This window comes from Streptomyces sp. NPDC099050 (genome assembly GCF_044759865.1).
Lineage (GTDB): Bacteria > Actinomycetota > Actinomycetes > Streptomycetales > Streptomycetaceae > Streptomyces.
Genome location: NZ_JBIWAE010000005.1, coordinates 170,852 through 189,544 on the forward strand (window position 1 = coordinate 170,852; position 18,693 = coordinate 189,544).

Here is an 18,693-nt window from a genome sequence, read left to right on the forward strand (position 1 = left end):
CTGTTCAGCACGCCACACATGACGCTAGCGTGGGGGCTACTTTGCACAACGCGGGAGCTCGGAGCACCGGGCTGAGAGGGCGCTGATCACCGTTCGCATTCGAATATGCGTACGGGAGGAGGCTGCGTCGACCGCCGAACCTGTTACCGGGTAATGCCGGCGTAGGGAGATTAGGTCTCATGACCATTCAGGACGCACGCACGCCTGCCGTCAGCCAGGACGCCGACGGCCAGACCGAGCGCCAGCCCGGCTGGCACAAGGGGTACGTGGCGGGCTCCCGCCCCGACCTCCGGGTGCCGGTTCGTCAGGTCCACCTCACCAACGGCAAGGACGTGACGCTCTACGACACGTCCGGTCCGTACACCGACCCGCAGATCGAGACCGACGTGCGCCGGGGCCTGCCGCCGCTGCGCGAGAACTGGATCATCAGTCGCGGTGACACCGAGGAGTACGCGGGCCGCCCCGTGCGCCCCGAGGACGACGGCATCAAGCACACCTCTCCGCGCGGTGGCCTCAAGAACCTCGACGCGGTCTTCCCTGGCCGTCCGCGCCAGCCCCGCCGCGGCCGTGGCGGCGCCGCGGTCACGCAGCTCGCGTACGCCCGCCGGGGCGAGATCACCCCGGAGATGGAGTACGTCGCGATCCGCGAGAACGTCTCCCCCGAGGTCGTCCGCGAGGAGATCGCCGCAGGTCGCGCGGTCATGCCGGTCAACGTGAACCACCCCGAGATCGAGCCGATGATCATCGGCAAGCGGTTCCTGGTGAAGGTCAACGCCAACATCGGCAACTCCGCGGTCACCTCCTCGATCGAGGAGGAGGTGGACAAGATGACCTGGGCGACCAAGTGGGGCGCCGACACGGTCATGGACCTCTCCACCGGCCGCAACATCCACACCACCCGCGAATGGGTGCTGCGCAACTCCCCCGTGCCGATCGGCACCGTGCCGCTGTACCAGGCGCTGGAGAAGGTCGACGGCCGCGCCGAGGACCTGACCTGGGAGATCTACAAGGACACGATCATCGAGCAGGCCGAGCAGGGCGTCGACTACATGACGGTCCACGCCGGCGTGCTGCTGTCGTACGTGCCGCTGACCGCCCGCCGCAAGACCGGCATCGTCTCGCGCGGTGGCTCGATCATGGCCGCCTGGTGCCTGGCGCACCACAAGGAGAACTTCCTCTACACGAACTTCGAGGAGCTCTGCGAGATCCTCGCCGCGTACGACGTGACGTACTCGCTGGGTGACGGCCTGCGCCCCGGTTCGATCGCGGACGCGAACGACGCCGCGCAGTTCGCGGAGCTGAAGACGCTGGGCGAGCTGAACACGATCGCCAAGCGCCACAACGTGCAGACGATGATCGAGGGCCCCGGGCACGTCCCGATGCACAAGATCAAGGAGAACATCGACCTCCAGCAGGAGATCTGTGAGGAGGCGCCGTTCTACACGCTCGGCCCGCTGACCACCGACGTCGCGCCCGCGTACGACCACATCACCTCGGGCATCGGTGCCGCGATGATCGCCTGGTGGGGCACCGCGATGCTCTGCTACGTCACCCCCAAGGAGCACCTGGGCCTGCCGAACCGCGACGACGTGAAGACCGGTGTCATCACGTACAAGATCGCGGCCCACGCGGCGGACCTGGCCAAGGGCCACCCGGGTGCCCAGGAGTGGGACGACGCCCTGTCGGACGCGCGCTTCGAGTTCCGCTGGGAGGACCAGTTCAACCTGGCCCTCGACCCGGACACGGCCCGTGAGTTCCACGACGAGACCCTCCCGGCCGAGCCGGCCAAGACCGCGCACTTCTGCTCCATGTGCGGTCCGAAGTTCTGCTCGATGAAGATCTCCCAGGACATCCGCCGCCAGCACGGTGGCGACCTGGGTGCCGAGGAGATCGAGGCGGGCATGGCGGAGAAGTCCGCCGAGTTCGCCGCCGCGGGCAACCGCGTGTACCTGCCGCTGGCGGACTGACCCCCCGCCCAGGCACACGACGGCGGCCCGCGACACCGAGGGGGGAGTCGCGGGCCGCCGTCGCCTACGTCGTTTCAGCCCGGGGCGGGCAGGTACCGGTCCGGGCGGACGGTCAGGCGAAGGTCCGGGAGCCCACGCCCAGCTTGCGCCGCGCGAATTCGAGGTTCGCGAGGACCCGGTCCTGCTGGTCGTCGGGCAGCCTGCCGTCCTGGAGCAGCAGTTCGCAGCAGTCCAGGGACTCCCGGTACTCGCCGGCCCAGTAGGCGGCCACCGCGAGTTCGTCGAGTGCGCGCCAGTCGTGCCACGCGAACTCGACGAAGAGGATGTCGTCCGGGCGCGGCACCCTCACGGCCTGCCGGGCGAACAGGTAGGCGAGGGGCCAGCGGCTTTCGAGGCGGCAGAGCCGGGCGAGGTCCCCGAGCGCCTCGACGCGTGAGGGGCGGCTCTCGTGCGCGCGGAGGTAGCGGTCCAGCACCTCGGCCGACGGCCTGTCCAGGGCGACCGCGAGCCGTGCGGCGTAGAGCCGGGCGCAGTAGGTCTCCTCGGCCCAGCCGCCCATGGCGACCCGGCGGTCGTAGGCGTCGAGGGCCTTCTCGGGCTCGCCCGCGTCGCGCCAGCTCTGGGCCAGGTAGAACGCGTAACGGGTGTTGTCGGGTTCCTTCGCGAGGCCTTCGGTGAGGACTCCCGCATCGCGCAGGTACTTCGCCCGCTGCCCTTCTTCGCGGAGGCGGGCCCCACCGCCGATGGAGAGGATGTTGAAGCCCTCGATCACGTCGCGGCTGTACTCGGTGTCGCATTCGATGTACTCGTGGAGCACGCCCACGTACCGCCAGGGCAGTCGGGTGGAGACCAGGGCCGGCCGCCAGTGGACGATCGGACCGTCGTGCAGCGCCACCTGGTACGCGTCGAGCGTGAGGTCCGGCATGCGGAACCCGGGCTGGATCTGCATCTCGTCGTCGCCGTCGATGAACAGCAGGTAGTCCGCGCTGGAGCGCGCGAGTTCGACGGCCTCGCTGCGGCTGCCGTCGAAACCCTTCCACGGCCGCTCGTGGAGCGTGCCGGGCAGGTCGGCGAAGCAGTCCCGGATGACGTCCTGGGTGCCGTCGGTGGAGCCCGTGTCCACGATCACCCAGGTGTCGATCAGGGGGCGCACCGTCTCCAAGCACTTCCGGATCGTCGGCGCCTCGTTCTTGACGATCATGTTCAGACAGATGGTCGGCCTCACCGCAGCACCCTCTCGTCGGACGGATCGCGGGCGACGTTAGGGAGTGCGGCCGCCGATGGGTCGGCGGCACGCCGGTGGCGCTACCACCCGGTGGGCTGTGGCGCAGCCGTTCGGGGGCGTCCGATAAGCCGTTCTGCTGATAAAAATCCCGGCTGACTCAAGATTCGGGCGGCTCCGTCCGTAAGTCCCAAGGACGTTCTAACTCGGAGCCGGGGCGGCACCCGTTCCGGCTCGCGTTCCGTTCCGAAGGAGCCCCGCAGATGAGTCGTGAGCACCAGACCAAGCTCCAGCTTGGTCCTGTCCCCCGCAACCGTGCCTGGATCGCGGGAGGTGCCCTGGCCTCGCTGTCCCTCGTACTCGTGGGCATGGCCACCCCCGTCGTCGCGATGGTTCAGCCGACGGTCACGGCGGTGAGAGCCGCGACTCCGTCGGGCGGCGGCGGAGGCGAGGACTGCGAGCCGCACGGCGGTCCGCCGGAGGACAGGTACCGGGGCGGCGGCGGGGACGACGGCAGGGACGAGCAGTGGGGAGACGACGAGGGGCGTGACCACCACGACGGGCACGACCACGGGTGCCCGCCCGTAGGCCCGACGGGGCCGACGGGTCCCACCGGCGCGACGGGTGCGACGGGAGCTACGGGCGCCACCGGTGCTGATGGTGTGACGGGTGCCACAGGCCCGACGGGTCCGACGGGGCCGGCCGGCGCTGACGGGGCAACGGGCGCCACCGGTGCTGATGGTGCCACGGGTCCGACGGGTCCGACGGGTGCTGACGGTGCGACGGGTCCGACGGGTCCGACGGGTGCTGACGGTGCGACCGGCCCGACGGGTGCTGACGGTGCGACGGGCGCTACTGGTTTGCCTGGTGCTGATGGTGCGACGGGTGCGACGGGTGCGACGGGTGCGACGGGTGCCACGGGTGCCACGGGTCCGACGGGTCCCACGGGTGCTGATGGTGCGACCGGTGCCACAGGTGCTGATGGTGCGACGGGTGCGACTGGTCCGACCGGCCCCACAGGTGCCCTCGGTCCCACCGGCCTCACGGGTGCCACGGGTGCGACCGGTGCCACGGGAGCCACCGGCCCGTGTACTGACATCGACGCCTACGCGCCTTCGGGCACCGAGGACTTCCAAGCCGTCCTCACGGGTGGAAAGACCTACGTGGGCAAGGCCGCCACCGTGGGCGGGACGATCGTCTGGCAAGACCTCACCAACACGGTCGCGACCATGACTGACCCCGCGAACCCCAACTACCCGGCCAACGTCTGCGGCGTCGCGATCTTGGCCCAGGGAAACAACGCGTACGTCAAGGTGGTGACCTCGACCGGGACCGTGTGGCAGACGCATGGTGACATCAACAACAACACCTTCGTCTGGGACGAAGGATGGGTCCAGCGAGCGACGCCTACACCGGCCGTGCTCGTCAGAGGCGCGTTCAAGGGTGACCTCATGGCCGAGCCTGCTCACCGGGCCAAGCCGCGCAAGTGATCAGGTGCGCCTGACCTGACGGAGGACTCACGCAGTACCGACGCGGCCCGGGCCGCCCCCGGACACCGGTCCGGGAGGCGGTCCGGGCCGTCGAAGTCTGGCCTGGGGGCTTGTGCTGGAGCGCGCTCCAACTCCTACAGTGCGGCCCCATGAGCATGCGATACCGAATTCTGGGTGGGACCGGCATCGAGGTCAGCACGCACTGCCTGGGCACGATGATGTTCGGCGCGGTCGGCAATCCGGATCACGAGGAGTGCGCGCGGATCGTCCATGCCGCGCTCGATCACGGGATCAACTTCGTGGACACCGCCGACATGTACTCGGCAGGGGAGTCCGAGAGGATCGTGGGCAAGGCCCTCAAGGGCCGGCGGGACGACGTCGTGCTCGCGACCAAGGTGCACTTCCAGATGGGCGAGGGCCGCAACCGCAGCGGAAACTCCCGGCGCTGGATCGTGCGTGCCGTCGAGGACAGCCTGCGCAGGCTGGACACGGAATGGATCGACCTCTACCAGGTGCACCGCCCCGACCACGGCACGGACGTCGAGGAGACCCTGTCCGTCCTCGGTGATCTGGTCCGGGCCGGCAAGATCCGGGCCTTCGGCTGCTCCACCTTCCCGGCCGAGGAGATCGTCGAGGCGCACCACGTCGCCGAACGGCGGGCTCTGCCGAGGTTCCGGACCGAGCAGCCGCCGTACTCGATCCTCGCGCGCGGGATCGAGACCAGTGTGTTGCCGGTGGCCCGGAGGTACGGGATGGGCGTCCTGACCTGGAGCCCGCTCGCGTCGGGATTCCTGAGCGGGAAATACCGGCTCGGCGGCGCCATCGACATGACCTCGGGGCGTGCGGCGCTGACTCCGGCCCGCTTCGACCCCGCGCTTCCGGGCAACGCCGCGAAGCTGGAGGCCGTGGAGCAGCTGGTGGAGCTCGCCGACTCCATCGGCTGCACGCTCCCCGAGCTGGCGGTGGCCTTCCCGCTGGCGCATTCCGCCGTCACCTCCGTCATCACCGGGCCGCGGACCATGGAGCAGCTGGAAGCCCTGGTGAGGGGCGCCGGACTGGTCCTCGACGACGCGACCCTTGACCGGATCGACGAGATCGTGGAGCCGGGCCGGAATCTGTACCACCCGGACGGCGCTTGGCGCTCCCCCGCGCTGGCGGACGTCACACAGCGAAGGCGGCTGCTGGGAGACCGGTCCGCCGGTTGATCGGGGAACCCTCCGATGTTTCACGTGAAACAGCGACGGGTGTTTCACGTGAAACATGGTGCAGGCGCAGACCCATGTGGCCGTGTGGCAGGCCGCCAAGTGGCCGTGTGCGCTGCGCCGTTCCGCTGACGGATGGGCGCGCCGGTCGGACTCGCGGCGTCGGGGTCCTCAGGATGGCCCGCGGAGACCGGTCCTATGTCCGGGCTTCGTAGGTCGATTCGATCCGGTGTGTGCGAGGAGCGGTACATGAGTTCTGAGAACAAGGCCCGTGTCTACCTGGGGCCGCTGCCCCGACGAGCCGGCTGGCTGACGGGAGGCACGCTCGCCACGGTGGCGCTGGTGCTGGCGGGCCTCGCGACCCCGGCGGTCGCGCTGGCCGAGGCGCCGGCGGGAGGGGACCACTGCAAGGCCCAGCGCCACAGAGCGGGCGTGCCGGCCCAGGCGCCGATGGCCGGGGGCGGTCACGGCGACGACTGCAAGGTGGGCCCGCGCGGCCCGCGCGGACCCAAGGGTGCGACGGGTCCCACCGGCCCCCGAGGTGCGACCGGAGCGACGGGCCCGACCGGGCCGCGCGGCTACCCGGGAGCGACGGGCGCGACGGGTGCCACCGGTCCGACGGGAGCCACCGGCCCCACCGGTCCGACGGGAGCCACGGGCGCCACCGGTCCCTGCAGTGACATCGACAGCTACTCGCCCTCGAACACCGAGGACTTCCACGCCGCCCTCACGGGCGGCATCGCGTACGCCGGACGGGCGACCGTGCCGGGCGGCGTGCCGGTCTGGCAGAACATCAGCGACGCCGACGACAACCCGGGCTTCCCGGTCGGCATTGCCTGCGGCATCTCCATCGCGGCCCAGGGCATGGACGCGTACATCAAGGTGCTGACCACGACCGGCCAGGTGTTCCAGACACACGGCGACGTGAACGGCGCGGACTTCATCTGGGACGAGGCCTGGACCCAGCTCCTGCCGGCTCCGAATCCGGCGCTCGGACTCCGCAGCAAGGGCATCGAGTGGAAGGGCGACCTGGCCTACTCCGGCTCGCCGAACGCCCAGTAGCGCTCACTTCGGGTCGGACTCCGGGCCGCCGAAGTCAGGACTGGTGAAGTCCGGAGACGAATAGCCGGGACGGGGCCCCTCCGCCGGGGCTCCGGGACTGGTGAAATCGGGCCGGGTGTATCCCAGGTTGGGGATGCGCCCGGCTCCTGGCTTTCGGGGGGCCGGGAAGCCGGCCCCGGCGCTGGGATCGGCCAGCGCGTCCCGGAGGAACGGCACGATGCCCCGCTCCAGCAGGGCGTTGCGCCAGGCTTCCCGGGCTCGTGCCACTTCGTCGGGGACCGCCTCGGTCTCGTCCGCCACCACCTCGGTGGAACTGTTGCGGACGGCCGTGAGGAGCAGTCCGATCACGGCGAAGAGCAGTGCGGCCGCGGTGAGCCCGCCGAACAGCCAGCCCGCCGTCAGCATCGTGTCGGCGAAGGCCGGCTCGGGTTCGATCATCTTCAGGATGTAGCCCACCAGCAGGAAGATCAGCATGGCGGTGCCGGCCAGGACCGGCGCGAGGACCGCGACCACGGCGCTGACGCCCGCGCCGCCCTGCTCATCGTCCTCCTCCCCCGTGGTTCCGGGGGTGGAGAGGATCTCGTCCTGCCGTTCTTTGCGGACCTTCACGTAATGGTCGTACTCGGCCGCGGCCGCGGCTGTCAGCAGCCCGGTGGCCCCCATGGCCATGGTGCGCAGCTGTTCGGCGTTCAGCCGTTCGCCGAGGGCGGCGAGCTCGGGCCTGGCGTTCGCCGTGCGCAGCGCCTCTTCGAGGAGCCGATCGAACTCCGGTCGGTCTTCGGTGAGCAGGTGCGGAGCGCTGGTCATGTGCATCCCCCGATGCTCCGTGGGAGCCGGTATGTCCGTGTTGAACGGGGCGCCGGCACAAACGGAGGAGAGCCTGCTACGGATAGAGCGATGGTAGAGCGCCCACGCCGTACGTCGACAGGGGCTTTCCGGAAATACCCAGCTCGGGGAAGCCTCAGTCGTTCAGCGGGAGTTGCACGACGAGCAGTTTGCCCGCCATCGTCACGCCACCGTCCATCGCGATGGCCAGGCCTTCCGCGTAGACGTGCGGGCCGACGACGGCCTCGGGGCCGTGCGCGCCGTCACCGTCCTCGGTGCCGACCTCGCCCAGCAGGTACGGGATGGGGCTGTGGCCGTGCACGACGCGGCTGCCGCCGTAGGTGCCGATGAGCTCGCGTACGGCCTGGGGACCGGTCTCCTCGTCGCGGAAGGCGAAGCGCTTGGTGAACTTGCGGAACAGGTCCCAGGTGATGTCGGCGTCGTTGCGGTTGAGCAGCTCGTGGATGGTGTCGTTGACGTCCTCGACCGAGTCGCCGTAGTCGAGGTAGGCGGTGGTGTCGGAGTGGAGGAGCAGGTGGTCCTCCACCAGGACCGCCGCGTCCAGCCGGGACATCCACTGGATGTGGACGTCCTGCAGCCGGTCCATGTCGGTGCGCTGGCCGCCGTTGAGGAGCCAGGCGGCCTGGAAGGTGGCGGTGCCGGCGCCGGAGACGACGGGGGTGTCCCCGAACCGCTTGGCGCCGATGAGCAGCAGCTCGTGGTTGCCCATGAGGGCCTTGCAGTAGCCGCCCGCGGCGGCGGCTTCGGCGGAGAGCCGCATGACGAGGTCGATGACCCCGATGCCGTCGGGGCCGCGGTCGGTGAAGTCGCCGAGGAACCAGAGCCGGGCGTTGCCGGCGGACCAGTTGCGTTCGGCGTCGATGAGCCCCTGGAACTGCAGTTCGGCGACGAGTTCGTCGATGTAGCCGTGCACGTCGCCGACGACGTAGAGCGGGCCGGGGCCTTCGCCGGGCGTCTCCTGGGGGACGTACTGGATCTGGACGGTGTCGCCGGGGCCGCCGAGGGCGCCGCGCCCGATGACGGGGAGGTCGCGCTGGGTCGGCGTGTACCCCTCGGGGTCGCTCTCCTCGGGGAGGTGGCCCATCGGGCGGCCGACGGGCTCGCCGTGGGCGCCGGCGGCGCCGTACGGGGCTTCGTGGCCGTACCCGTGCTGCGCGGGGACGGGAACCGGGACCGCGTCGTAGTACGCGGGGTACTCACCGTAGACGGGGGCGTCCGCCCCGAGCCCCGCGGAGCCCGCCGCTGCGGCTGCTGCGGATCCCGGGAGAGCGGTATGCGAGGCGGGTTCGGCGACCGGCAACCGGAAGTCCCGCTCGGTGTCCGTCCGCACCGCGGGTCCCTGACCGGCCCCCTGAGTCATCGACCCCTCCACCACCGTCGCGCTGCCGTACACCTGCGGACCCTCCCGCCTCTTGGGCGGAGGATCCGTGATGTCGTGCGCCCATCATAGGAATGCAGCTCGCGCTCTGTGACGCACCAGGGGTGGTGAATCCTGGCGGGCGCCGGCCCTTCCTGCTGGTTTCTCCCGATATGGGTGTTGCTGAAATCCTCGGCGGGGCCGGTGGCCCCGCCGTCGGGCCGGCGCGGGGGTCAGTCCTGAGCCGGGGATCGGGGCGGGCTGACGGTCGTACGGGGCTGCCTGCGCTGGGACGAGGTACGGATGATCAGCTCGGTCGGGATGACCTGTTCGACGGGTCCGCCCGTGTCGACGCCCTCGATGGCGTCGATGAGCAGCTGGACGACGGCGGTGCCGATGCGGCGCGGTTTGAGGGACAGGGTGGTGATGGGCGGCTCGGTGTTGGCGTACACGGTGGATTCGCTGCAGCACACGATCAGCAGATCCTCGGGAACGCGCAGGCCGTAGCGCCGGGCGGCGGCGAGCAGGTCGGTGCCGTTGGGGTCGAACAGGCCGTAGACGGCGTCGGGCCGGTCGGGCCGGGCGAGCAGCCGGTCGGCGGCGACGGCACCGGCGCACGGATCGTGGGCGGGGTAGGACTCGTAGACGGGGTCCTGGCCCACGCGCTCGCACCAGCGCAGGTAGGCCGTCGTGGAGAGGCGGGTGTACGTGTCGGTGGTGGTGCCTGTCAGGAGCCCGATGCGGCGGGCTCCGGCGGCGGCGAGGTGGTCGAGGAGCCCGAGGACGGCGGCCTCGTGGTCGTTGTCGACCCAGGCGGTGACGGGGAGTGAGCCGGCGGGGCGTCCGTCGGAGACGACGGGCAGGCCCTGGCGGACCAGTTCGGTGACGACGGGATCATGGTCGGAAGGGTCGATGACGACGGTGCCGTCGAGGGCCACGTTGGACCAGACGTCGTGTCGGGAGGTGGCGGGGAGGATGACGAGGGCGTAGCCGCGAGCGAGCGCGGCGGAGGTGGCGGCCCTGGCCATCTCGGCGAAGTACGCGAATTCGGTGAAGGTGAAAGGTTCATCCCCGTACGTCGTCACGGTCAGGCCGATGAGGCCCGACTTGCCGGTACGGAGGGTGCGGGCCGCCGCGGAGGGGCGGTAGCCCAGTCGGTCCGCGACCTCGCGGACGTGGCGGCGGGTGGCGTCCGGCAGCCGTCCCTTCCCGTTGAGGGCGTCGGAGACGGTCGTGATCGAGACGCCCGCCGCGGCGGCCACGTCCCTGATGCCCGCCCGGCCTCGTCGGCCGGCGGCCCGCCGGGTGGTCTCGGTCCGGCTCACCTGATGCTTCCCTGCTGCTGTCATGGCGAGCCGATAGTAGGGCTCGGTGGGCAGGGCGGTCCGGATGCATATGCACGCGTTGACAGGCACGATTCTGCACGGTTCGCCACCCCCAATGACCTTGGAAATGAAGGTGTTTGGTCGTGAAGGGTGTCTGGTGCCCTTGCCGACGGGACCGTGCATGCCAAAACGGAGCGCTCTCGTGCTCGGCTCAACTCACCTGTACGAGGGACGCGCGCCACGGCGCAGGCCACCGGCGCACGCATATATGCGTGCGCTCTCCCGCATTCCAGGCGCCCGCCGTTCTCGGATGGGCGGAATCCTCATAAGGTGAGGAGCATTGAGTCGACGGCGACGTCGTACGGGACGGTCGAGGAGGACCTGCGGTGAGCGAGAAGAGCCCGAAGCTGCGCGCCGAGCTGGACGGCATCCCCACCTACAAGCCCGGGAAGCCCGCGGCAGCGGGCGGCCCGGTCGCGTTCAAGCTGTCCTCGAACGAGAACCCGTACCCGCCCCTGCCCGGGGTGCTGGAGAGCGCGGTCGCCGCGGCCGGCCACTTCAACCGGTACCCGGACATGGCGTGCACCGGTCTGGTGAACGAGCTCGCCGAGCGGTTCGGGGTCCCGGTCGAGCACATCGCCACCGGCACCGGCTCGGTCGGGGTGGCCCAGTCGCTGATCCAGTCGACGGCGGGTCCGGGCGACGAGGTCATCTACGCCTGGCGGTCTTTCGAGGCTTATCCGATCATCGTTCAGATCTCGGGTGCGACGTCGGTCCAGGTCCCGCTGGCCGAGGGGGACGTGCACGACCTGGACGCGATGTTCGAGGCGATCACGGAGCGGACCCGCCTGATCTTCGTCTGCAACCCCAACAACCCCACCGGCACCGCGGTGCGCCGTGCCGAGCTGGAGCGTTTCCTGGACCGGGTGCCCTCCGACATCCTCGTCGTCCTCGACGAGGCCTACAGGGAGTTCGTCCGCGACGTCGAGGTCCCGGACGGCATCGAGCTCTACCGCGGCCGCCCCAACGTCGCCGTGCTGCGTACGTTCTCCAAGGCGTACGGCCTGGCCGGCCTGCGCGTCGGCTTCGCGGTGGCGCACAAGCCGGTGGCCGCGGCGCTGCGCAAGACCGCGGTGCCCTTCGGCGTCAGCCAGCTCGCCCAGGACGCGGCGGTCGCCTCGCTGCGGGCCGAGGACGAGCTGATGGGCCGGGTCGGGTCGCTGGTGAGCGAGCGCGCCCGGGTGTACGGGACGCTGCTGGCCCAGGGCTGGACCGTGGTGCCCGAGACGCAGGCCAACTTCGTGTGGATGCGGCTCGCGGAGCGCACCGCCGACTTCGCGGCCGCCTGCGAGAAGGCCGGCGTGGTGGTCCGGCCCTTCGCGGGCGAGGGCCTGCGGGTCACGATCGGCGAGCCCGAGGCGAACGACCTCTTCCTGCACACGGCGGAGGCGTTCTTCAAGGAGCTCTAGGGCTCCCGGGAACCGCTCGGGCCGCGTGCGGTCAGGCCAGTTCCACGCGGATGGGGTCGCCGTCGCGGACGGTGGCCAGCAGGCGGGGGTCGCCGTCGAACGAGCCGAGGACGTTGCACGGGCTCGCCAGGCGGCTCTCGCCCCCGCGGGAGATCGGGGTGGGGCCGTAGGGCAGCGCGAGCGCGTCGCCCTCGGTCCAGAACGCGACCGTGCCGGGCTCGACGACCTGCTGGGCGTCGTGCTCCAGGGCCACGGAGACGCGGGTGTCGAAGTACACCTCCTCGCCCCAGGTGTTGGCGGAGGCGGAAATGGGGAGCGCGTCGGCGAGGGCCTTGGCAGTCGGGGTCTCGTCGAGCGTTGCGGTGAGCTGGCCGGCGGGCCAGAGGAATCGAATCTTCATGCGTCGCATTCAACAATCTGTTGAATTTATTCGCTAGGGGGACCCCCCTGAAAGATGTCGACAGCGGTACGACATAATGCTTGTGAATGTGAACGCGTTCACAAGCGTGTCCTGCTTGCTCCCGGATTGAGTGGGATACGAGGGGCAAACTGCGGCTGTGACCACGGCGAAACGAAGGAGACGACGACGTGGACCTAGCTTTGGCGCCAGAGACCCTGGCGCGATGGCAGTTCGGTATTACCACCGTCTATCACTTCCTCTTCGTTCCCTTGACGATCTCGCTGGCCGCGCTCGTCGCGATCTTGCAGACCGCCTGGGTGCGTTCGGAAAAGGAGAAGTACCTCAAGGCCACCAAGTTCTGGGGCAAGCTCTTCCTGATCAACATCGCGATGGGTGTCGTCACGGGCATCGTCCAGGAGTTCCAGTTCGGCATGAACTGGTCCGACTACTCGCGGTTCGTCGGTGACATCTTCGGAGCCCCGCTGGCCTTCGAGGCGCTCATCGCCTTCTTCTTCGAGTCGACCTTCATCGGCCTGTGGATCTTCGGCTGGGACAAGCTGCCGAAGAAGATCCACCTGGCCTGCATCTGGATGGTCTCGATCGGCACCATCCTGTCCGCGTACTTCATCCTCGCGGCGAACTCCTGGATGCAGCACCCGGTCGGCTACCGGATGAACCCCGAGCGCGGCCGGGCCGAGCTCACGGACTTCTGGCTGGTGCTCACGCAGAACACCGCGCTGACCCAGTTCTTCCACACCATGACGGCGGCCTTCCTGGTCGGCGGCGCGTTCATGGTCGGCATCGCGGCCTTCCACCTCGCCCGCAAGAGGCACATCCCCGTCATGCGGACCTCGCTGCGACTCGGCCTGGTCGTCATGATCATCGCCGGTCTGGGCACCGCCATCAGCGGAGACCTGCTCGGCAAGGTCATGTTCAAGCAGCAGCCGATGAAGATGGCCGCCGCCGAGGCGCTCTGGGACGGCGAGGCGCCGGCGCCCTTCTCCCTCTTCGCCTACGGCGACGTGGAAAAGGGCCACAACACGGTCGCCATAGAGATCCCGGGCCTGCTGTCCTTCCTGGCCAACGACGACTTCAGCTCGTTCGTCCCGGGCATCAACGACGTCAACAAGGCCGAGCAGGAGAAGTTCGGGCCCGGCGACTACCGGCCCAACATCCCCGTCGCCTACTGGGGCTTCCGCTGGATGATCGGCTTCGGGATGGCCTCGCTCGGCGTCGGCATGCTGGGGCTCTGGCTGACCCGCAAGAAGTTCATGCTGCCGCCGGGGCTGCGCACCGGTGAGGAAGAGGTCCCCCACCTGGTCCTCTTCAAGAAGGCGCTGAGCCCGAAGTTCACGAACTGGTACTGGATCATCGCGCTCTGGACCATGGGCTTCCCGCTGATCGCCAACTCCTGGGGCTGGATCTTCACCGAGATGGGCCGTCAGCCCTGGGTGGTCTACGGGGTCCTGCGCACCCGGGACGCGGTCTCGCCGAACGTCTCCCAGGGCGAGGTGCTCACCTCGATGATCGGCTTCACGCTGCTCTACGCCGTGCTCGCCGTGATCGAGGTCAAGCTCCTCGTGAAGTACGTCAAGGCCGGCCCGCCCGAGCTCACCGAGGCCGACCTCAACCCGCCGACCAAGATCGGCGGGGACGACAAGAACCCCGACCGGCCGATGGCCTTCTCGTACTGAGGCTGAGGAGACCACACCATGCAACTCCACGACGTCTGGTTCGTGCTCATCGCCGTTCTGTGGATCGGCTACTTCTTCCTGGAGGGCTTCGACTTCGGAGTCGGCGTCCTGACCAAGCTGCTGGCCCGCGACCGCACGGAGAAGCGGGTCCTGATCAACACGATCGGGCCCGTGTGGGACGGCAACGAGGTCTGGCTGCTCACGGCCGGCGGTGCGACGTTCGCCGCCTTCCCCGAGTGGTACGCCACCCTCTTCTCCGGCTTCTACCTGCCGCTCCTGCTCATCCTGATCTGCCTCATCATCCGCGGTGTCGCCTTCGAGTACCGGCACAAGCGGCCCGAGGACAAGTGGCAGACCAACTGGGAACACGCGATCTTCTGGACCTCGCTGATCCCCGCGTTCCTGTGGGGCGTGGCCTTCGCCAACATCGTGCGCGGAGTGAAGATCGACCAGGACATGGAGTACGTCGGCACCTTCTTCGACCTGCTCAACGTCTATTCGATCCTCGGCGGCCTGGTCACCCTGACCCTGTTCACCTTCCACGGCGCGGTGTTCACCTCGCTCAAGACGGTCGGTGACATCCGGGACCGCTCGCGCAAGCTGGCCACCCGGCTCGGGGCGGTGACCGCCGTCCTGGCGCTCGCCTTCCTGATCTGGACCCAGGTCTCGCGCGGTGACGGCTGGAGCCTGATCGCCATGATCGTGGCGGTACTGGCCCTGGTCGGTGCCCTCGGCTTCAACCTCGCGGGCCGGGAGGGCTGGTCCTTCGGACTGTCGGGAGTGACCATCGCGGCGGCCGTCGCGATGCTCTTCCTGACGCTGTTCCCGAACGTCATGCCGTCCTCGCTGAACGACGCCTGGAACCTCACGGTCACCAACGCCTCGTCCAGCGCGTACACCCTGAAGATCATGACCTGGTGCGCCGCGGTGGCGACCCCGCTCGTCCTGCTCTACCAGGGGTGGACGTACTGGGTGTTCCGCAAGCGCATCGGCACGCAGCACATCGTCGACGTGCACTGAGCCGGATCCGTCGGCCCGCTCCGTCCGCTCCGCCCTGTCCCGCCCGCTCCTGCCTGGGGGATGTTTCACGTGAAACCGATCGACCCGCGCCTGCTTCGGTACGCCCGGTCCACCCGACTCTTCCTGGGAGCAGTGGTGGCCCTCGGGCTCGCCGGGGCGGGGCTGGTCGTCGGCCAGGCCATGCTGATCGCCGAGATCGTCGTCGGTGCCTTCGAGGACGGACTGGACGGCGGAGCCCTGCGGACGCCCCTGCTGCTGCTCGCGGCGGTGGCGCTCGGCCGGGGCCTGGTCGCCTGGCTGACCGAGCTGGCCGCGCACCGGGCGAGCGCAGCGGTCAAGTCGGAACTGCGGGGCCGGCTGCTGGAGCGGGCCGCCGATCTCGGGCCCGGCTGGCTGAGCGGCCAGCGGACGGGCTCCCTGGTGGCCCTGGCCACCCGGGGAGTGGACGCGCTCGACGACTACTTCTCCCGGTACCTGCCCCAGTTGGGGCTCGCGATCGTCGTCCCCGTGGCGGTGCTCGCGCGGATCGTCACCGAGGACTGGGTGTCGGCGGCGATCATCGTGGTCACGCTCCCGCTGATCCCCCTGTTCATGATCCTGATCGGCATGGCCACCCAGTCGCGGATGGACCGCCAGTGGCGGCTGCTGTCCCGGCTCTCGGGACACTTCCTGGACGTGGTGGCGGGCCTGCCGACCCTGAAGGTCTTCGGCCGCGCGAAGGCCCAGGCGGAGTCCATCCGCAAGATCACCGAGGACTACCGGCAGGCCACGATGCGCACGCTGCGCATCGCGTTCCTGTCCTCGTTCGCCCTCGAACTGCTGGCGACCCTGTCGGTGGCCCTGGTCGCGGTGACCATCGGCATGCGGCTCGTCCACGGGGAGCTGGACCTCTACACCGGGCTGGTCATCCTGGTCCTGGCGCCCGAGGCGTACCTGCCCTTGCGTCAGGTCGGGGCGCAGTACCACGCGGCGGCCGAGGGACTGGCCGCCGCGGAAGAGATCTTCGAGGTGCTGGAGACCCCGGTCGCCGCATCACCGGGGACGGCGGCCGTCGCGGCATCGGAGCTGCGGATCGAGCTCGACGGAGTGGCCGTCCGGTACGCGGGCCGGGGCGAGGACTCCCCCGGACCCGTCTCGCTGACCGTGGAACCGGGCGAATGCGTGGCCCTCACCGGGCCGAGCGGCGCGGGCAAGTCCACCCTGCTGCAGGTGCTGCTGGGCTTCGTGACGCCGAGCGAGGGCAGGGTCCGGGTCGGGGGCGCCGACCTGGCCGCCCTGTCGCCCGAGCAGTGGCGGGAGCGGATCGCGTGGGTGCCGCAGCGGCCGCACCTGTTCGCGGGGACGATCGCGGAGAACGTACGGCTGGCGCGGCCCGGCGCCGACGATGCCGAGGTGAGTGCCGCGCTGGTGGACGCCGGGGCCTGGGAGTTCGTACGGGCCCTGCCGCGGGGGGCGGACACCCTGCTCGGTGAGGGCGGGGTCGGACTGTCCGCCGGGCAGCGCCAGCGCCTCGCGCTGGCACGGGCGTTCCTGGCGGACCGGCCCGTGCTCCTGCTCGACGAGCCGACGGCGGCACTGGACGGCGAGACCGAGGCGGCCGTGGTCGAGGCGGTACGCCGCCTCGCGGTCGGGCGGACCGTCCTGCTCGTGGTGCACCGGCCGGCCCTGCTGGCGCTGGCCGACCGGGTCGTACGGGTCGGGGTCGGCCCCGCCGGGCCCTCCCCCGCCGCGCCCCTTCCCGCCGCACGTGCGGGGCAGTCGGCGGCGGGACCGGCGCCGCGCGACCCCGGCGAATGGATCCTCGGAGACGCCCCGGAGCGGGCGGGCGATGCCGGCAGCGGCGATGCCGGCAGCGGCGATCCGCTCAAGCGGGTCCGGGGCGTGGCCAAGGCCTGGCAGGGACGGTTCCGGCTCGGGCTGTTCCTCGGGGCGCTGGCCGTCGGGTGCAGCGTGGGGCTGATGGCCGTCTCCGGATGGCTGATCTCGCGCGCCTCCGAACAGCCGCCCGTGCTGTACCTGATGGTGGCCGTCACCGCGACGCGGGCCTTCGGCATGGGCCGGGCCGTCTTCCGCTACGCGGAGCGCCTCGTGTCCCACGACGCGGTTCTGCGGATGCTCGCCGACCTGCGCGTTTCGGTGTTCCAGCGGCTGGAGCGCATCGCGCCCGGCGGGCTGCGCACCCACCGGCGCGGGGACCTGCTGACCCGGCTGGTGGCCGACGCCGATGCCCTCCAGGACTACTGGCTGCGCTGGCTGCTGCCCGTCGGCACCGCGGTGCTCGTGGGCACCGGCTCGGTGGCCTTCACCGCCTGGCTGCTGCCCGGGGCCGGCGCGGTGCTCGCCGTCGGGCTGCTGGCCGCCGGTGTCGGAGTACCGCTGGTCAGCGCGGTCTGCGCACGCCGCACGGAACGCCGGCTCGCGCCCGCCCGGGGAGAGCTCGCCACCCGTGTGGCGGATCTGCTCACCGGAACCGCGGAGCTCACCGTCGCCGGAGCGCTCGGCGGGCGCCGGGCCGCCGCGAAGGAGAGCGACCGCACACTGACCGGGATCGCGGCCCGCGCGGCCGCCGTCACCGGGCTGGGAAGCGGGCTGTCGGCCCTGGTGACCGGAGTGACCGTGGTGTGCGCGGCCGCCGTCGGGGCCGACGCCGTAGCCGGGGGCCGGCTGTCCGGGGTGGCCATGGCCGTGGTCGTGCTGACCCCGCTCGCCGCCTTCGAGGCCGTCAGCGGACTCCCACAGGCCGTCCAGTACCGCCAGCGGGTCCGGCGCAGCGCCGAGCGGGTCTACGAAGTCATCGACGCACCCGTCCCGGTCACCGAGCCGGAGCGGCCCGAAGCCCTGCCCGCCTCCCCCTTCCCGCTGCGGCTGACGGGGCTCGCCGCCCGCCACCCCGGGCAGGAGAAGGACGCGCTGAGCGGGCTCGACCTGACCCTGGAGGCGGGCCGCCGGATCGCGGTCGTCGGGCCCTCGGGGGCCGGCAAGACCACGCTGGCACAGGTCCTGCTGCGCTTCCTGGACCAGCACGAAGGCTCGTACACCCTGGGCGGGACCGACGCGCGCGCCCTCGACGGGGACGACGTGCGCCGGGTCGTGGGCCTGTGTGCCCAGGACGCGCACATCTTCGACAGCTCCGTACGGGAGAACCTGCGCCTGGCCGTCCCGGGGGCGAGCGAGGCGCGGCTGCGGGAGGCCCTCGCCGCGGCCCGGCTGCTGGAGTGGGCCGACGGGCTCCCGGACGGGCTGGACACGCTGGTCGGCGAGCACGGCGAGCGGATCTCCGGGGGACAGCGCCAGCGCCTCGCCCTGGCGCGGGCGTTGCTCGCGGACTTCCCGGTCCTCGTCCTGGACGAGCCCGCCGAGCACCTGGACCTGGCCACCGCCGACGCGCTGACCGCGGACCTGCTGGCCGCGACCGAGGGCCGGACCACGGTGCTGATCACGCACCGGCTGGCCGGTCTGGACGAGGTCGACGAGGTGCTCGTCCTGGACGCCGGCGCGGTGATCCAGCGCGGTACGTACGCGGAGCTGGCGGCGACCCCCGGCCCGCTGCGCGCGCTGCTGGAGCGGGAGCGGGAAGCGGACGAGACGGGCGGCTCCGTGCAGGCTCGACTTTCCTCGCTAAAGGGGACTAACTAGGCT

13 protein-coding genes and 1 riboswitch are annotated in these 18,693 nt (G+C 70.6%); of the genes, 8 read left to right on the plus strand and 5 right to left on the minus strand.

Annotated features, from left to right (window positions below; all coding sequences use genetic code 11):
• Nucleotides 1-40 precede the first annotated feature (40 nt).
• A riboswitch (TPP riboswitch) is annotated at nucleotides 41-185 on the plus strand.
• Nucleotides 180-1,967: a phosphomethylpyrimidine synthase ThiC gene (gene thiC / locus ACIQV3_RS10975; RefSeq protein ID WP_403711910.1), complete on the plus strand. Its 1,788-nt coding sequence runs from the start codon at nucleotides 180-182 to the stop codon at nucleotides 1,965-1,967. (Overlaps the previous riboswitch by 6 nt.)
• A gap of 112 nt (nucleotides 1,968-2,079) precedes the next feature.
• On the opposite strand, the gene ACIQV3_RS10980 is transcribed toward thiC, so the two are convergent.
• Nucleotides 2,080-3,192, minus strand: a complete 1,113-nt coding sequence (locus ACIQV3_RS10980) for a glycosyltransferase (protein ID WP_403711912.1) — start codon at nucleotides 3,190-3,192, stop codon at nucleotides 2,080-2,082.
• 1,160 nt (nucleotides 3,193-4,352) lie between these two features.
• Here ACIQV3_RS10980 and ACIQV3_RS10985 point away from each other — a divergent pair.
• From ACIQV3_RS10985 to ACIQV3_RS10995, 3 genes are all read left to right on the plus strand, one after another.
• A complete protein-coding gene (locus ACIQV3_RS10985; protein WP_403711914.1) occupies nucleotides 4,353-4,679 on the plus strand; it encodes a hypothetical protein in 327 nt (108 codons plus the stop codon).
• Between the two features lie 155 nt (nucleotides 4,680-4,834).
• Entirely contained in the window at nucleotides 4,835-5,884 is a 1,050-nt protein-coding gene (locus ACIQV3_RS10990) for an aldo/keto reductase (RefSeq protein ID WP_403712303.1), read from the plus strand.
• A 246-nt stretch (nucleotides 5,885-6,130) separates the two neighbouring features.
• Entirely contained in the window at nucleotides 6,131-6,943 is an 813-nt protein-coding gene (locus ACIQV3_RS10995; protein ID WP_403711916.1) for a hypothetical protein, read from the plus strand.
• A gap of 3 nt (nucleotides 6,944-6,946) precedes the next feature.
• Here ACIQV3_RS10995 and ACIQV3_RS11000 read toward each other — a convergent pair whose 3' ends face one another.
• From ACIQV3_RS11000 to ACIQV3_RS11010, 3 genes are all read right to left on the minus strand, one after another.
• Complete coding sequence (locus tag ACIQV3_RS11000; protein WP_403711918.1) at nucleotides 6,947-7,756, minus strand: hypothetical protein; 810 nt, start codon at nucleotides 7,754-7,756, stop codon at nucleotides 6,947-6,949.
• Nucleotides 7,757-7,904: 148 nt separating this feature from the next.
• On the minus strand, nucleotides 7,905-9,164 hold the full coding sequence (locus ACIQV3_RS11005; protein ID WP_403712305.1) for a metallophosphoesterase: 1,260 nt from the start codon (nucleotides 9,162-9,164) through the stop codon (nucleotides 7,905-7,907).
• A gap of 215 nt (nucleotides 9,165-9,379) precedes the next feature.
• Nucleotides 9,380-10,495 carry a LacI family DNA-binding transcriptional regulator gene (locus ACIQV3_RS11010; RefSeq protein WP_403711920.1) on the minus strand — a complete coding sequence of 372 codons (1,116 nt, stop codon included), beginning with the start codon at nucleotides 10,493-10,495 and terminating at the stop codon, nucleotides 9,380-9,382.
• Nucleotides 10,496-10,857: 362 nt separating this feature from the next.
• Between ACIQV3_RS11010 and hisC the strand changes: the two genes are divergently transcribed.
• Nucleotides 10,858-11,940 carry a histidinol-phosphate transaminase gene (gene hisC, locus ACIQV3_RS11015; protein ID WP_403711922.1) on the plus strand — a complete coding sequence of 361 codons (1,083 nt, stop codon included), beginning with the start codon at nucleotides 10,858-10,860 and terminating at the stop codon, nucleotides 11,938-11,940.
• 31 nt (nucleotides 11,941-11,971) lie between these two features.
• Here hisC and ACIQV3_RS11020 read toward each other — a convergent pair whose 3' ends face one another.
• On the minus strand, nucleotides 11,972-12,340 hold the full coding sequence (locus ACIQV3_RS11020) for a cyclophilin-like fold protein (RefSeq protein WP_403711924.1): 369 nt from the start codon (nucleotides 12,338-12,340) through the stop codon (nucleotides 11,972-11,974).
• 188 nt (nucleotides 12,341-12,528) lie between these two features.
• Between ACIQV3_RS11020 and ACIQV3_RS11025 the strand changes: the two genes are divergently transcribed.
• The 3 genes from ACIQV3_RS11025 (at nucleotide 12,529) to cydD (ending at nucleotide 18,690) form a co-directional block, all read left to right on the plus strand.
• A complete protein-coding gene (locus ACIQV3_RS11025; protein WP_403711926.1) occupies nucleotides 12,529-14,034 on the plus strand; it encodes a cytochrome ubiquinol oxidase subunit I in 1,506 nt (501 codons plus the stop codon).
• A gap of 18 nt (nucleotides 14,035-14,052) precedes the next feature.
• Entirely contained in the window at nucleotides 14,053-15,054 is a 1,002-nt protein-coding gene (gene cydB, locus ACIQV3_RS11030) for a cytochrome d ubiquinol oxidase subunit II (RefSeq protein ID WP_403711928.1), read from the plus strand.
• A 69-nt stretch (nucleotides 15,055-15,123) separates the two neighbouring features.
• Complete coding sequence (cydD, locus tag ACIQV3_RS11035) at nucleotides 15,124-18,690, plus strand: thiol reductant ABC exporter subunit CydD (protein WP_403711930.1); 3,567 nt, start codon at nucleotides 15,124-15,126, stop codon at nucleotides 18,688-18,690.
• The last annotated feature ends 3 nt before the right edge of the window (nucleotides 18,691-18,693 follow it).